Source organism: Mesorhizobium sp. M7A.F.Ca.AU.001.01.1.1 (assembly GCF_004022735.1).
GTDB lineage: Bacteria > Pseudomonadota > Alphaproteobacteria > Rhizobiales > Rhizobiaceae > Mesorhizobium > Mesorhizobium ciceri.
In genome coordinates this window covers 1-14,578 of record NZ_RZPF01000055.1, presented here as the reverse complement: position 1 = coordinate 14,578, position 14,578 = coordinate 1, and the positions used below count along the sequence as shown (strand labels likewise).

The following is a 14,578-nucleotide window of genomic DNA, read 5'->3' as shown; positions in this document are numbered from 1 at the left end:
CGCCTGCTCGCGTCATCCGGGCGATATAGCCGGAAAGGTTCAGCACCAGCGGCAGCGCCGGCAGGATCAGATAATAGCCATGCGTCCAGAAGCCCGCGCCATCGGGCGCAACTCCGGAGATCGGGAACCAGTTCAGCCACAGGCCGAAAACGATGAGCAGCATCAGGCCGGAAACGAAATCAGGCACAATGCCGAAGGAGACGCCCGCCATCACGATCAGCCGGTCGATGAGGCGGCCCGCATTGAGACCGGCGATGACGCCGGCACCAACGCCGAGCGGAACGAGGAAGAGCAAAATAATCCCGGCAAGCGCCGCGGAGCGCTTGAGGCTTTCCAGCACGAAGGGCGCCACCGGCCCGCGCATCGACAGCGAGGTGCCGAAGTCACCGGTGACCGCTTTGCTGAACCAGAGCCAATACTGGACGAGAACCGGCTGGTCGGCGCCTAGCCGCTTGTTCAGTTCCGCCACCGCTTGCGCGTCGGCAAAAGGCCCGAGCATGACACGGCCCACATCGCCGGGCAGGACCTGCCCGGCGAAGAACACCAGAATGCTGACCAGCCACAGGGTGAGGACAAGTGTGCCCACACGCGCTGACAGAATGCGACCGGTCAGCATGTCGCGATCATGCCTGGACGAAGGAAACGCGGTCGAGCAGGAGATGCGAAATCGCGGTGAAGCGTACGCCCTCGACCTTGGAGCTGACGATGCGGCTGTATTGCGAGAAGTAGCTGATGATCGCCGGCGTCTCGTCGAGCAGCAAGGTCTGGATCTTGCGGGCAACAAGGCGCTGTGCCTGCAGGTCGCGCGCCTTCGAGTAGTCAAGCAGCAGCGCGTCATAGGCCGGGTTGTTGAAATGTGCCGCGTTCCAAGCTCCCGAACTCTTTAGCGTGGCGTTGAGGAAGATGTCGGGCGTGCCGCGGTGGCCATAGTCGGTGATGCCGAGCACCGAATCCAGCCATGGCGAACTGCCAAACGTCGCCGAGCCGTAATAGGCGTCCTGCGGCAGGACATTGAGCTTGACGTCGATGCCGGCCTTCTTGGCGAAGTTCTGGATGATGACCGCATAGTCGGGAATGTCATAGGCGCGTTCGGTGGTCAGCGTCACCTCGAAGCCGTTGGGCACGCCCGCCTCGCCAAGCAGCCGCTTGGCCTCGGCAATGTCCTGCTTGCGCTGCGGCACCGATGGATCGGCCGAGGGGAAGGTCGGCGCGAACGGCGTGTCGTTGCCGACGATGGCGCGGCCCTTGAGCAGGCCCTTGACCACAGCCTCTCGGTCGATCGTGAGCGCCAGCGCGCGGCGGATGCGCTTGTCGGTAAACGGCGCCTGGTCGGTCCTGAGATGCACCTGGTCGTGCGAGCTCGCCTGCACGCTCAGCAGCTTGAAGTTGGGATTGCCCTCGATCGCCAGCTCCAGCCGCGTCGTGCTTGGGATCACGTCGAGCTGGCCGGCCTGCAAAGCCAGCACCTGTGCCTGCTCGTCGTCGAAGAACTTGATCTCGATCCGGTCGGGCAGCGCCTTGTCGCCCCAGTAATTCTCATTGCGCACGAAGCTGGCGCCTTGCTTGGGGCGGAAGGATTCGAGCTTGAACGGACCGGTGCCGTTGAAAGTCTTCTCGAAATCACCGGCATAGTCGGCAGGCAGGATGACGGCATTGTAGACGTCGGAGGAGACATAGAACGGGAAGTTGCTGTTCGGACCGTCGAGATCGAAGGCGACGGTTTCGTCGTCGACCAGCTTGGCGCCGCCCTTGGACAGGATGCCCTTGTAGGCGGACAACGCCGACGAGCCGCTGGCCGGATCGACCAGCCGCTCGAAGCTCGCCACAACGTCTTTGGCGGTGACCGCGCGGCCATCGTGGAATTTTACCCCTTGCCGCAATTTGAAGGTCCAGCGGCTGGCCGTCTCGTTGGCCTCCCAGGACAGAGCCAGCTTCGGCTGCAGACCATCCTTCGGATCGTCGAGGATCAGATACTCGCCGACCTGGCTGATCACCCCGATGCTGGCCGGATCGGTGACCGAAACCGGATCGATCGCCTTGGTCGGCTGGCCGAGCCCGACGCGAACCGTGCCGCCGCCGGCAGCCGCGGCGCGCGCGCCTCCCAACCCCTGCGAGGCGGCAAAGCCGGTCAGGCCGAGCAGTGCGGCATATCTGAGGAGATCGCGGCGCTTGAGAAAGCCGCCCTGATGTTCGTCGACGGCGACATTCCAGATGTCCCCCGACAGATTGCGAACTGCGTCGATATCTCTGCGTCTGGTCATTTTGAAACCCTGCTTTGAAATGAAGATTGAAAATCTATGCGACGGGCTCGCCGTCGAGATGGATGCGGTCGACGGCCTGCGGATAGAAGGCGATGAGGCCCTTGATCTTCGGCATTTCCTCAATGGGATCCCGGTAGCTCCAGGCGATATCAGGGCGCACCGAACCGTCGCTCAGCAGGCCGGACCAGTAAGAGGCGATGCCCTTGTAGGGACATCGCGTCGTGGTGACGGACGCCGTCAGCCGCTCCAGCCGGATGTCTTCCGCGGGCAGATAAAAACGCGTCGGCAGATGCGTCTCGAACAGCAGCACCGGGCGGTGGCTGTCGGCGATCGGCTCGCCGTCGAACCAGATCTGCAAATGGCTCGAGCTTTGCAGAACATCGATGCGTGCATAGGGATCGCGGGCGTGGACGAAGACTTCCTCTTCCTCCTCGAACCACTGGTCGACGGCCTTCCAGGTGAATGCAATGCGGCCGGCCAGCGGCGCCAGGTTTTCATCCGGCGGTGACACGAACGACCACGCCGCGTTGGCGCTGCGCCTGTCGCCGCTGTCGATATCCCAATAGGCGGTCTCGCCACCGACCGGATGCGGCTCGCGATGCAGCGAAGGTTTCAGCACCGATGGGTCGACCGCTGACGGCGGGAAGAAATAGATCGGCAGGAAATGGTTGGAGCGCAGCACCAGCACGTTGCGGCTGTCGGCGATGGTGCGGCCGCCGAATTTGACGCGCACACGCTTGGGGCTGTGCAGGACATTGACGAGCTGCGGCGCGGTCGCTTCGCGTGGCTGCAATCTTGGTGCGACGGTCATGATCGTTCTTCCGGTCAGGACACGGCACGCGCATTGTCGCGCTGCTCGGCGAAGCGGTTGGCGGGCCGCGCCAGGCCGAAACGGTCGCGCAGCGTTCCCGGCCCGTATTCGGTCGGGAAGACGCCGCGCCGCTGCAGCTCCGGCACCACCTGTTCGGCAAAATTCACCCAGTCTTCTGGCAGCAGCGGGAACATCAGGTTGAAGCCGTCAGCGGCACCCGAAACGAACCAGTCCTGCAACTGGTCCGCGATCTGTACCGGCGTGCCGGCAACCGTCGGCACCGAACCGCTGTTGGCGAGCTTGCGCGCGATCTCGCGCAGGCTGAGATTCTGCTTCGCCCACTGCTTGACCCGGTTGAGCGATGTGCGCCCGCCATTGAACGTGCTTTCGTCCGGCAGCGGCGGCAGCGGCCCGTCCGGCGGGAACAGCGACAGGTCCAACCCGCTCCAGCTCGACAGAAGGTCGATGCCGACCTGATCCGGCAGCAAGGTCTGCAGGTATTCTTGCTTTTCCCGGCCTTCCGCTTCGGAGGCGGCGACGATCGGCAGGATGCCGGGCAGGATCTTGAAGCTCTCCGGCCGCCTGCCGTGGCGGGCCAGCCGCTCGTTGATGTCCTGACGGTATTTGATGCCATCCTCCTTGGTGCTGTAGATGGCGAAGTGCGCATCGGCCTGGGCGGTGGCGAAGTTCTTGCCATCTTCGGACGAGCCGGCCTGGACGATTAGCGGATGGCCTTGCGGCGGCCGCGAGACGTTGAGCGGCCCACGCACCTTGAAGTGCTTGCCCTTGTGATCGATAGGATGGACCTTGTCGGGGTCGGCGAAATGGCCTGACGCCTTGTCGATCAGCAGCGCCTCGTCTTCCCAGCTGTCCCACAGCGCCTTGACGATATCGAGGAATTCGGCCGCGCGCTCATAGCGGAAAGCATGTTCGATATTGCCGTCGCGGCCGAAATTGCGCGCCTCCTCATCCATGGCCGAGGTGACGACGTTCCACGACGCCCTGCCCTTGCTGATATGGTCGAGCGAGGCGAACATGCGCGCCACATTGTACGGCTCGCTGTAGGAACTCGACGCCGTGGTGATCAGGCCGATATGCTTGGTCACGCTAGCCAGCGCCGATAGCAGCGTCAGCGGTTCGAGGCGGGCATTGGCGTAATGGGCGACGCCGCTCTTGACTGAATCCCAGATCGACACGTGGTCGGCGACGAAGATGGTGTCGATCCTGGCGCGTTCGGCCGCCTGCACGAGATCGCGGTAGAATTCGAAATCCAGTACCTCCCGCCCCGGCGCCCTCGGGTGGCGCCACGACATCCGATGATCGCCCTGCGGGTTGAAGAAGAATGCGCTGAGGATCATGTGGTCTCGAGCCATGCCGGGCCTCCTTCCAGATCTGCTCCGGAGACCGTCGCGCTGCCTCGGCAGACGGCGACAATCTCTGCTGATGCGAGAAAGGTAGATTGCGCTCCGGCTTAATTCGAGTAAATTTATAGAGATAATGAATTGCGAAAGCGGAAGCGATTGCCCTCGATGGCGGCGCTGGAAGAAAGTGGTTTCAAGTCCCCATGTCCTCCTCGGTTCTGAACGTAGACCAGCTGTCCGTGGCCTATGACGGGCGCAAGGGATCGCATCCCGCCGTCAGCGGCGTGTCACTGCACATCGGCGAAGGCGAAGCGCTCGGCCTGGTTGGCGAGTCGGGATCGGGCAAAAGCTCGGTGGCGCTCGCCATATTGCGCTATCTGCCGAAAAACGCCCGCATCGCTGCGTCGGCGCTGGAATTCCAGGGCCGCGAAATCCGCGACCTTTCCGCCGAGCAACTGCGCCGGCTCAGGGGAAATCATATCGCCGCGGTCTACCAGCATCCCGGTGCTGCCCTCAATCCAAGCATGACGATCGGCCGCCAGATCACCGAGACGGTCATGCGGCATCGCCCGGTTCGCCTCGAAGAGGCGCGCGGGCGCGCCGCCGAACTGCTGGGCCGCGTCCGGGTCAGCCATCCGGAGCGGGTGCTGGATCTCTATCCGCACGAACTCTCCGGCGGCATGCAGCAGCGCGCCAACATCGCCATTGCCATTGCGCTCGACCCATCGCTGCTGGTGCTGGATGAGCCGACGACGGCGCTCGACGCCAGCGTCCAGTCCGAGATCATCGCCATCCTCTCCGACTTACGCAAGGATCACAAAACCAGCATCCTGCTGATCAGCCACGACATCAATATGATCCGCCGCTCCTGCGACCGGGTGGCGGTGATGCAGGCGGGAACCGTGGTCGAAAGCGGCGTCGCGAGCGATGTCTTCGACAACCCCTCTCACGCCTACACCAAGGCGCTCATCGCCTCGATCCCGGCGCTCAACTACACCAAGCGGGACGGAAGACTGGCGGAGACGGACGGCGTGCCAGCGCACCCAATGGCCCAAGGCGAAGACGCCGGCCTGCCAAAAGAACGCCGCATCGCGATCGCCTGCAAAGGCATCAGTCATGCCTTCGGCAGCCAGCCAGTGCTGCACCACGTCGATCTCGACATCGGCCAGGGCGAGACCTTCGGGCTGATCGGCGAGTCCGGTTCTGGCAAGTCGACCCTGGCACGGATCGTCACCGGTCTGCAGACGCCAAGCGCCGGATCGGTCGAACTGTTCGGCAGGACGGTCGCGCCGCGCGTCGAGAAGAGAAACCTTGCCGAACGCCGCGACGTGCAGATGGTCTTCCAGTCGCCGGATCGCACGCTCAATCCGCGCCAGCGGATCGGCACGATCCTCGGCCGCCCGCTGCGCAGGCTCGCCGGCCTGCGCCGCAGCGAAGTGAGAGCCCGCGTCGGCGACCTGCTGCAATCGGTTCGCCTCGCCGGCGCCACGGCCGAGCAGAAGTCGCGTTCGCTGTCCGGCGGCCAGCGGCAGCGGGCGGCAATCGCGCGCGCCTTCGCCGGCGTGCCGAAGGTCGTCGTGCTCGATGAACCGACCTCCGCGCTCGACGTCTCCGTCCAGGCGACCGTTCTCAACCTGCTCAACGACCTGCAGCGCGACAAGGACACGACCTATCTGTTCATCAGCCACGACCTCAGGGTGGTGCGCTACATGGCCGACAGGATCGGCGTGCTCTATCGCGGACGCCTGGTCGAAACCGGCTCCTCCGACCAGATTTTTCGCGGCCCCAACCACCCCTATACGGCCCTGCTTTTGGCTGCGTCCTCCGACGAAGCTGCGCCGAGACTATCCGCTCCAATCGAGATCGAGGCAGCCGGCGTCCCGAATACGGGGTGCTCCTTCGCCGACCGCTGCCCGCTGGTCCTGCCCGACTGCCGAAAGGCGGAGCCGCCGGCCCGAGAGGTCGCGGCCGGCCACCGGATCGCCTGCTGGCGGCACCGCCAGGGTTTTTGAGCGGCTCAACAGCAGTCCGAAGGTCCGCCGCGGCGGGGTTTTTGCGGCAAGCAGATGGTCGATGTACGAACCTCTCTGACGGCTGCCGCCAAGTTCACGCGGCTATGCCGGGGTTGGGAGCTTCCTCGCATACAATTACATTCGTTTATGCTAATATATTTCAGCCATGCACATTCGTTCATGGCGAACATGTGGGAGGATGCGATGAAAACCATGAATCGCAGGTCTGCAATTGCTCTCGGTGTGACGGCTGCCGCGATAACGCCTCTGTTCACCCTGGCGGCATCAGCGAAGAAATACGGCCCGAAGGAAGGCAAGGAGATTGCGCCCGGTGTCAGGGTGGTTGAGGTCAGCACCGGCAACTCCGACATTCCCGCCTACAAGAGCATCGCAATTGTCGACGTGGTATTTCAGCCCGGCGCACACGCGCCTCAGACGGTGATGGACAACGATATGGTCTGCACCATTGCTTCAGGTGCGTTCACGATCAAGAAGGCCGACAAGGAATTCAAGCTCAAGACGGGTGACATGTACACCTGCGCCAAAGGCAAGACCGACGAGGCGACAAATACAAGCAAGGAGGTCGGCGTGCATCGGATCGCCGTCCTGATACCTGCCTAGCAAACCGGAATCCGGCCGGATGGGAGGTCGCATTCCGTCCGGCCGTCGCTTGCGTACACTAGGTGCTGACCTCGTCCGGCCAACGCCCTTCGGCAAGATCGGCAGGATTACGCCGCTGGTGCCAGCCGGGTCACAGCCGCATGTTCGCTTTCCTTCAGGCACAGTGCGATGCCGGCATTGGCTCTTGAAGGGCCAAGCCAGACCCGCGTAACATAGCGCCAAGTCAACCGCTCACATTGAGTCTGCTTTATTAGTCCGGGCTAACGTCCGGATTGGTTTGGATATTTTCCTTGAACACGCAAGCAACCAGCAGCGCACCGGAGCGCGGCAAATCGTTTGCCCATGTGGCGGAAGCCTCCTGGGGCAAGGGCCTCAGCACCTTGCTCCGCATCGTGCGCATGACGCTGCGCCATCCCTGGCAGGTCGCCATCACCATCGTCTCGACCTTCATCGCCGCGACGCTGCAGCTTTTCATTCCACGCCTGCTGGGACGCGCCATCGACCAGGCGCAAGGTGTGATGGCCGCGGGTGCCGGCGCTGCGGCGGAACAGGCGCTGTGGAACACGGCGCTGACGCTGCTCGTCGTCTCGATCCTGCGCGGCCTCTTCACCATGGCGCAGAACTACTATGGCGAGGCCGTCGGTCATCGCACCGGCTATGAACTGCGGCTGGCCTTCTACGAGAAGATCCAGCGCCTGAGCTTCGCCTACCACGACAGGGTCCACACCGGCGATTTGATCACGCTCGGCCTGCTCGATCTCGACGGCGTGCGCATGTTCTTCTCCACCGGCATTTTGCGTGTGGTGCTGCTCGGCGTGCTGATCGGCGTCGGCGCCTATCTCCTGATCAGCACCGATCTCATGCTCGGGCTGCTCAGCCTGAGTTTCGTGCCCCTCGTCGCCTGGCGGTCCTCGGTCACCCAGCTGGCGTTGCGCAGCACCTGGTTGACTTTGCAGGAGCGGCTGTCTGTGCTGAGCCGGGTGATGGATGAGAACCTCGGCGGCATCCGCGTCGTGCGGGCCTTTGCGGCACAGCGGCATGAGCTGGAAAAATTCGACCGCGCCAAGCTGTCGGCGCTGGAGCTTGCCAATCAGCGCGTCGACATCCGCGTCTCCAACACCAGCGCCATGAACTTCTCGTTCCTGGCCGCCATGGGGCTGGTGCTCTGGTTCGGCGGCCAGAAAGTGATTGCAGGCCAGATCAGCGTCGGCACGCTGGCCCAGTTCCTCACCTTCATGACCATCCTGCAGATGCCGGTGCGCCAGCTCGGCCTTATGGTCAACTCCTTCGCGCGCGCCTCGACCTGCGGCAGCCGGCTATTCGAACTGCTCGACGCCGAGCTCGACATCGAGGACGCGCCCGGCGCCAAGGATCTCGTCGTCACCGATGGCGTGCTGCGCTTCCACAATGTCGGCTTCCGCTACGAGGGCGCGGGCGACCGGCCGACTCTGTCGGGCATCTCCTTCGAGGCGAGGTCCGGCGAGACCATCGGCATCGTCGGCCCGCCAGGCAGCGGCAAGTCGACCATCGCGCACCTGATCCCGCGCTTCTACGACGTCACCTCAGGCGCGATAACCATCGACGGCCAGGACATCCGCAAGGTGACGCTGCAATCGTTGCGCAAGGCCGTCGGCGTCGTGCAGCAGGACGCGTTCCTGTTCACCACCTCGATCGAGAACAACATCGCCTACGGCAATCCCTGGGCGCGCGAGACCCGCATCGGGCAGGCAGCCGAGTACGCCCAATTGCACAATTACATCATGGGCCTCCCAGCCGGTTACACCACAGTCGTCGGCGAGCGCGGCGCGTCGCTTTCCGGTGGCCAGCGGCAGCGCCTGACCATCGCCCGCAGCCTGATGCTGCGGCCGTCCGTGCTGGTCTTCGATGATTCCACCGCGGCCATCGACGCCGGCACCGAACAGCGTATCCGGGCAGCGATGAAACGCTTCGCCAGGGATCGCGTGACGCTCATCATCTCGCACCGGCTGAGTTCGCTGATGCATGCCGACCAGATCCTGTTCGTCGAGGGCGGCCGGATCGTCGAGCGCGGCACGCATGAGGAGTTGCTGGCGCTCGGTGGACGCTACCGCGCGCTCCATGACCTGCAGTTGCGGCCGGACGATGAGCGGCCCGTGGCGGGAGCCGCGTGATGCAGACACCGGCCGACGACGAGGAGGAAGACACCAGCGGGCCACCGACAAAGGCGGTCGTGGGCTCGCACCGCGACGACGAAGAGGTCTTCGGCAAAGCTTATGACCCTCGCATCGTGCGGCGTATCTGGAGCTTCGTGAGGCCGTATCAGAACCGGATTTTCATCTCAGTCGCCGCGGTGCTGGTGTTCACGCTGACCCAGCTGGCGATCCCGCTGGTCATCCGCTACGCCATCGACCACGGCATGACGGCTGGCAAGCTCGACCAATCGGTAATGATCGCCGCGATCAGCGCTTTCGCCGTGATCATCCTGATCAACTATGCTGCCAGCTATGTGCAGGAAAGCGTCGTCGGCAAGGTGGCCGAAAACGTGCTGTCGGACCTGCGCCGCGCCATGTTCAGCCATCTGCAACGGGTCTCGCTGAGCTTCATGGACAAGACCGAGGTCGGCCGGCTGATGTCGCGCCTGCAGGGCGACGTCAATTCGATGCAGGAATTCCTCGAAACATCGGTGATGTCGGTAGGCGACATCGTGCTGTTGTTCGGCATCGTCAGCGTGCTTTTGTGGCTCGATTTCCGACTGGGCCTGCTGACGCTGTCGACCATGCCGGTGCTGTTCATCGTGCGCCTTTTCTGGCTGCCGCGCGCCAAGGTCGCCTTCATGGCCGCGCACGAAACCAACTCGATCGCCAACGGCGCACTGGCCGAAGGCATCCATGGCGTGCGCACGGTGCAGAGCCTCGAGCGCCAGCACGTCAATTTCGACCTCTACGACGAAAAGGTGCTGGCCAACCTCAATGCCCATTTGAGGTCGGCGAAATACGCGCAGGTAATGGTGCCGATCGTCGACACGCTGACCGGCATCGCCATGGCAACTGTCATCGTCGTCGGCGGGTCGATGGTGCTCTCGCACAGCCTCGACATCGGCGTCATGGTGGCGTTCCTGTTCTACATCCAGCGCTTCTTCGACCCGATCCGCTCGCTGACCATGCAATACAGCGTCATGCAGCGCGCCATGGCTTCGGGCCAGCGCATCTCCGAAGTGCTCGACGTGCCGGTCGATGTCAGCGACAGGCAAGGTGCGGTGGCGCTGTCGCGCGATATGGACGGCTCGGTCGAGTTCAGGAACGTCACTTTCGGTTATAGGCCGAACCAGCCGGTGCTGAAGAACATCTCCTTCCGCGTCAACCCGGGCGAGACCGTAGCCCTTGTCGGCCCGACCGGATCGGGCAAATCCAGCTCGATGGCGCTGGTGCACCGCTTCTACGATGTCTGGTCGGGTGAGGTTCTGGTCGGCGGCCATGATGTGCGTGACCTCACCCAGGATTCGCTCGGCGATCAGGTGGCGATGGTGCTGCAGGAGCCGTTCCTGTTCTCCGGCTCGGTGCTGGAAAACATCCGCTACCACAAGACATCAGCCAGCCGCGAGGAGGTGGTCCGCGCCGCACAAGCCGTCGGCGCGCACGATTTCATCGAGAACCTGCCAGATGGCTACGATACCGAACTCGAGCAGCGCGGCGGCAATCTCTCGCTGGGCCAGCGCCAGCTGATCAGCTTCGCGCGCGCGCTGGTGGCGGATGCAAAGATCCTGGTGCTCGACGAAGCCACGGCCAGCATCGATTCCTACACCGAGATGCTGATCCAGAAGGCGCTGATCACGCTGCTGGAAGGCCGCACCGGGCTGGTCATCGCCCACCGTCTGGCCACTATCCGCGGCGCCGACCGCATCATCGTGCTGCAGAACGGCGAGATCGTCGAAAGCGGCAACCACGAACAGCTGATGGCAAGAAAAGGCCTCTACGCCCGCCTCTACAACATGAACTACGCCTCGTTCGACGACATTTCCGAAGGCGAGCTGGAACTGGACGCGGCAGTCGGCAAGGCGACGTGATTGGACCTGCAAACGACCGCAGGCGCCTAGGCCATTTCGGGGCGTTTTGAACCCTCGCGGATGGCCTTGTGCACGCCGCGTTGCAGATCCATGAATACAGGGCTTTCCATCACCTCTTCGCGGCGCGGGCGCTCGATATCCACGTTGAATGTCTGCGTGATACGTCCCGGGCCGATGCCCATGACGACGATGCGGTCCGACAGATAGACGGCCTCCTCCACATCATGGGTGACAAACAGGACGGTCAACCTGTGTTCCTCCCAGATCTGGGTCAGCAGTTCCTGCATCTGATGCCGGGTCAAGGCATCGAGCGCGCCGAAGGGCTCGTCCATCAACAGCATCTTGGGCCGGTAGGAAAGCGCGCGCGCAATGGCGACGCGTTGTTTCATGCCGCCCGAGAGTTCGGCTGGATAGCGGTCCGCACTACCAGACAGCTTGACGAGTTCGAGATGCTCCAGCGCGATCCTGCGGCAGGTCGGGCGATCGTAACCAGCGGCCTTGAGCGCAAACTCGATGTTCTGCCGCGCCGTCAGCCAGGGAAGCAGCGTGTAGGACTGAAAGACGACGCCACGGTCGAGTCCAGGCTGCAGGATCGGCGCGCCATCGATGCTGAGATCGCCCGCGTCGAAGTCCTGCAGTCCGGCCACGATCGACAGCAGCGTGCTCTTGCCGCAGCCCGACGTGCCGACCAGGGAGACAAACTCGTTGTCGGCAAGATCCAGGTTGATACCGCGCAGCACTTCCGTGCGCCGCTCGCCCGTGCCGAAGCTCTTGTGGAGACCGGCGATCCGCAATTTGGGGCTCATCGGCTGGACCTCATTGCGAGCGGCCCTCTTGCTTGAACAGCACCTTTTCCAGCGCCTTCATCACCTGGTCGGTGATGAGGCCGAGCAGGCCGAGCAGCAGGATGTAGCCGATGATGGTGTTGGTCTGGAAATAGCGCTGGGACACGGTGATGCGATAGCCGAGCCCCGAAGTGGCGGCGACGAGTTCGGCCAGCACCAGCCAGGTCCATGCCCAGCCCAAGCTGATGCGCAGCGTATCCCAGATGCCCGGCAAGGCGCTGGGCACGACGATGCGCGTCAGGATCTTGCGATCCGGCAGGCCTAGCGTGCGCCCAAGGCCGATGAAATCGGCTGGAACCCGTTTTACATTGTCCATGATCATCAGCACCTGCTGGAAGAACGTGCCGATGAAGATGATCAGGAATTTCTGCGAATCGCCGGTGCCAGCCCAAAGGATGGAGAGCGGCACGAAAGCGACGACCGGCATGTAGCGGATGAAATCCACCAGCGGCTCGATGGCCGCTTCCCAGGAACGGAAACTGCCAATCAGCACGCCGATCGGTATCGACAGGGCCGAGGCGATGAGGAAGCCGATGGAGATACGGTACATCGAGGCTTTGAGGTCCAGCCACAACGTGCCGTCGGCCGCGAGCTTGGCGATCTGCATAGCGACGCTGCCCGGCGATGGCAGGAAGATCGGCTTTACCAATCCCAGTCCGGTCGCCGCCCACCAGGCAAGGCCGAGCCCGACGAACACGGCCACCGCGATCACCAGGAAGCGCGACCTGGCGATGGGCACGCCGATGCCGGAGGATCGGCGACGCCTCGCCTGTTTCGTGGGACGAGCCGGATCCGTTTGAGCGGGACGCTCCCCGGGCATCTGCGTCACCACCGCGATCCGGCCTTGGTCATTCCGCCGCCTTGACGAACGACGGGTCGATCATCTGCTCCGGCGTCACATCGGCCTGCAGCAGCTTGGCGTTCTTGGCGGCGGCTTCGACATCGGCGAAGGTCTTGGTGGTGAAATCACCGGTCAGCGCCGCCTTGTTTTCGGCGAGTGAGTAGTAACGCACGCCGTCAAAGGCGGTGTTGAGGTCCTTGACGTCCGAACCGACAGCCTTGGCGATGATGGCGCGCCCACCGGGCGTATCGGCATTGTAGTCCTTGAGCGCTGCGTCCCAGCTTTTGATCATGGCCAGCACTTGGCCGGGCCGCGACTTGATCACCTCGTCACGCACCACCAGCACGTCGCTGATCAGGCCGGGATCCTCGCCGGCGGTGAACAGCAGCTTGAGGTCCTTGTTCTGCGCCATGGCGACGGTGAGGTACGGTTCATAGGTCACCGCGACCGGCACCTGGCCGGCGATCAAGGCGCTGCCGGCGTCGGACGCAGGCATCGGAACCGGCTTCACATCGTCGATCGACATGCCGTTCCTGGTGAGCGCGTATTTGAGCAGGATGTCGCTCGTCGTGCCTTCCTCGAAGGCCACCTGCTTGCCCTTGAGGTCCGCGATGGAGGTGACGTCCTTGCCAGCGATGATCGCGTCGGCGGTCATGGAGACGTCGAGCAGCAGCACGATCTTCACCGGCAGGCCGGCCGCAACCATGCCCATCGCCGTGTGGGTGGCGATGTTGGCGGCGTCGAGCTGGCCGCTTGCAAGTGCTGCATTGATGTCCTTGTCCTCGGCGAAGTTGACGATCTGGACGTCGCTCAGCCCGTTCGTCTTGAACAGGCCCTTGGCCTCGGCGACATGCCACTGGCCATAGCCGAGCCAGGGCTCGATGCCGATCTTGAACGCTCCTGCCTCGGGCGTGGTGGGAATGGCCGCATCGGCCGCGTAGGCCGCCGGGGCGGCGGCGAGCCCGATGGCGGCGGCCATCACGAGCGCGCGAAATTGTCCTGTTAGGTTACGCATCATCCTTGTTCCCCTTGATGATCGGACCGCTTTTTCTGACTGAGGTAGCCGGTCCGGTGAGACTGCGGGTTTCTGCTCTTGCGGCACTGTGCCTCGGCGTCTTACCTGCCACTTCATGGTGAAGTGCGCGGATATTTCAGCGTCAGCGGGAGCGGATGTCAAGGCTAAAATACATACATGCATATACAAGTTGGAAAGACTCAATTTTTACGCGCTCCGGGATCGATCCGGTCTAGAAAATCGGTCACCCGATCGGTTCCGGCAACAGGTTCGCTGCCGACCATGACCGCCACCGAAAAGGCAATAAGGGAAGAAACCGGCGTGTGGCTGCGTGCGCCGGCGCGCAGGTTCATGACCAGCGTCGGCGACAGGAAGAGACCGGCCCGGAGCACCGCGCGCCAATCGGCCGGCAGCATGCCGCGCCGTTTGAGCTCAAGCAGCAATGGCCGCCACAGCGCTGTGGCCTTGACCTCCAGCAGGTCGCGGCGGACCGGGCTCAGGTCCCAGTCCGTGTCGACATGGAGCAGGTTTCCGTCCAGCCGCGCATGGGCGCGAAAAGCCTCGGTCGCGGTCGCCGGATCATAGAGCCAGAACGGGTGGGCGAAGATGTTGTGGAACGTCGCCTTCACCTCCGCCAGCAGCGTCGGGATATGCGAGCCTGCAAAGGCAGGATCGAAGAAGGACAGCTCCGCCCTCCCCGCCTTCGCCGTGTACCAGACATTGGCGTTGTGGGCGTCGCCATGCGCGACCACGCCGCCTGGATGGGCAG

The 14,578-nt window shown here is 63.5% G+C and carries 11 protein-coding genes and 1 pseudogene; 4 read left to right on the top strand and 8 right to left on the bottom strand.

Going from position 1 to position 14,578, the window contains the following annotated elements:
* From EN884_RS05795 to EN884_RS05780, 4 genes are all read right to left on the bottom strand, one after another.
* Positions 1–616, bottom strand: a 616-nt coding sequence (locus EN884_RS05795) for an ABC transporter permease (protein ID WP_164894930.1), incomplete at its 3' end; no start/stop codon positions are given.
* Positions 617–623: 7 nt separating this feature from the next.
* Entirely contained in the window at positions 624–2,261 is a 1,638-nt protein-coding gene (locus tag EN884_RS05790; RefSeq protein WP_128360497.1) for an ABC transporter substrate-binding protein, read from the bottom strand.
* Positions 2,262–2,295: 34 nt separating this feature from the next.
* On the bottom strand, positions 2,296–3,072 hold the full coding sequence (locus EN884_RS05785; RefSeq protein WP_024503939.1) for a DUF427 domain-containing protein: 777 nt from the start codon (positions 3,070–3,072) through the stop codon (positions 2,296–2,298).
* 14 nt (positions 3,073–3,086) lie between these two features.
* Positions 3,087–4,445, bottom strand: coding sequence for an LLM class flavin-dependent oxidoreductase (locus EN884_RS05780; protein ID WP_024503940.1), 1,359 nt, complete (start codon positions 4,443–4,445; stop codon positions 3,087–3,089).
* A 191-nt stretch (positions 4,446–4,636) separates the two neighbouring features.
* On the opposite strand from EN884_RS05780, the gene EN884_RS05775 reads away from it, so the two are divergent.
* From EN884_RS05775 to EN884_RS05760, 4 genes are all read left to right on the top strand, one after another.
* The gene (locus EN884_RS05775) at positions 4,637–6,445 is read left to right on the top strand and encodes an ABC transporter ATP-binding protein (protein ID WP_063168684.1); all 1,809 of its coding nucleotides are present in this window, start codon (positions 4,637–4,639) and stop codon (positions 6,443–6,445) included.
* Positions 6,446–6,625: 180 nt separating this feature from the next.
* Entirely contained in the window at positions 6,626–7,066 is a 441-nt protein-coding gene (locus EN884_RS05770; RefSeq protein ID WP_244514324.1) for a hypothetical protein, read from the top strand.
* 290 nt (positions 7,067–7,356) lie between these two features.
* A complete protein-coding gene (locus tag EN884_RS05765; protein WP_063168686.1) occupies positions 7,357–9,216 on the top strand; it encodes an ABC transporter ATP-binding protein in 1,860 nt (619 codons plus the stop codon).
* On the top strand, positions 9,216–11,108 hold the full coding sequence (locus EN884_RS05760) for an ABC transporter ATP-binding protein (protein ID WP_063168687.1): 1,893 nt from the start codon (positions 9,216–9,218) through the stop codon (positions 11,106–11,108). Before EN884_RS05765 ends, EN884_RS05760 begins: the two co-directional genes overlap by 1 nt.
* A 26-nt stretch (positions 11,109–11,134) precedes the next feature.
* Here the strand turns inward: EN884_RS05760 and EN884_RS05755 are convergent, their stop codons facing one another.
* From EN884_RS05755 to EN884_RS05740, 4 genes and pseudogenes are all read right to left on the bottom strand, one after another.
* Entirely contained in the window at positions 11,135–11,914 is a 780-nt protein-coding gene (locus EN884_RS05755; RefSeq protein ID WP_063168688.1) for an ABC transporter ATP-binding protein, read from the bottom strand.
* Positions 11,915–11,924: 10 nt separating this feature from the next.
* Positions 11,925–12,692: an ABC transporter permease gene (locus EN884_RS05750; RefSeq protein ID WP_027160903.1), complete on the bottom strand. Its 768-nt coding sequence runs from the start codon at positions 12,690–12,692 to the stop codon at positions 11,925–11,927.
* A gap of 109 nt (positions 12,693–12,801) precedes the next feature.
* Positions 12,802–13,812 carry an ABC transporter substrate-binding protein gene (locus EN884_RS05745; protein WP_164745972.1) on the bottom strand — a complete coding sequence of 337 codons (1,011 nt, stop codon included), beginning with the start codon at positions 13,810–13,812 and terminating at the stop codon, positions 12,802–12,804.
* Positions 13,813–14,009: 197 nt separating this feature from the next.
* A pseudogene (locus EN884_RS05740) lies at positions 14,010–14,578 on the bottom strand (hypothetical protein); the annotation flags it as partial.

What these genes read in the sequence shown, in the direction of transcription:
- EN884_RS05790 (WP_128360497.1), bottom strand. Translation starts at nt 2,261, where the DNA reads ATGACCAGACGCAGAGATATCGACGCAGTTCGCAATCTGTCGGGGGAC.
- EN884_RS05785 (WP_024503939.1), bottom strand. Translation starts at nt 3,072, where the DNA reads ATGACCGTCGCACCAAGATTGCAGCCACGCGAAGCGACCGCGCCGCAG.
- EN884_RS05780 (WP_024503940.1), bottom strand. Translation starts at nt 4,445, where the DNA reads ATGGCTCGAGACCACATGATCCTCAGCGCATTCTTCTTCAACCCGCAG.
- EN884_RS05775 (WP_063168684.1), top strand. Translation starts at nt 4,637, where the DNA reads ATGTCCTCCTCGGTTCTGAACGTAGACCAGCTGTCCGTGGCCTATGAC.
- EN884_RS05770 (WP_244514324.1), top strand. Translation starts at nt 6,626, where the DNA reads ATGGCGAACATGTGGGAGGATGCGATGAAAACCATGAATCGCAGGTCT.
- EN884_RS05760 (WP_063168687.1), top strand. Translation starts at nt 9,216, where the DNA reads ATGCAGACACCGGCCGACGACGAGGAGGAAGACACCAGCGGGCCACCG.
- EN884_RS05755 (WP_063168688.1), bottom strand. Translation starts at nt 11,914, where the DNA reads ATGAGCCCCAAATTGCGGATCGCCGGTCTCCACAAGAGCTTCGGCACG.
- EN884_RS05745 (WP_164745972.1), bottom strand. Translation starts at nt 13,812, where the DNA reads ATGATGCGTAACCTAACAGGACAATTTCGCGCGCTCGTGATGGCCGCC.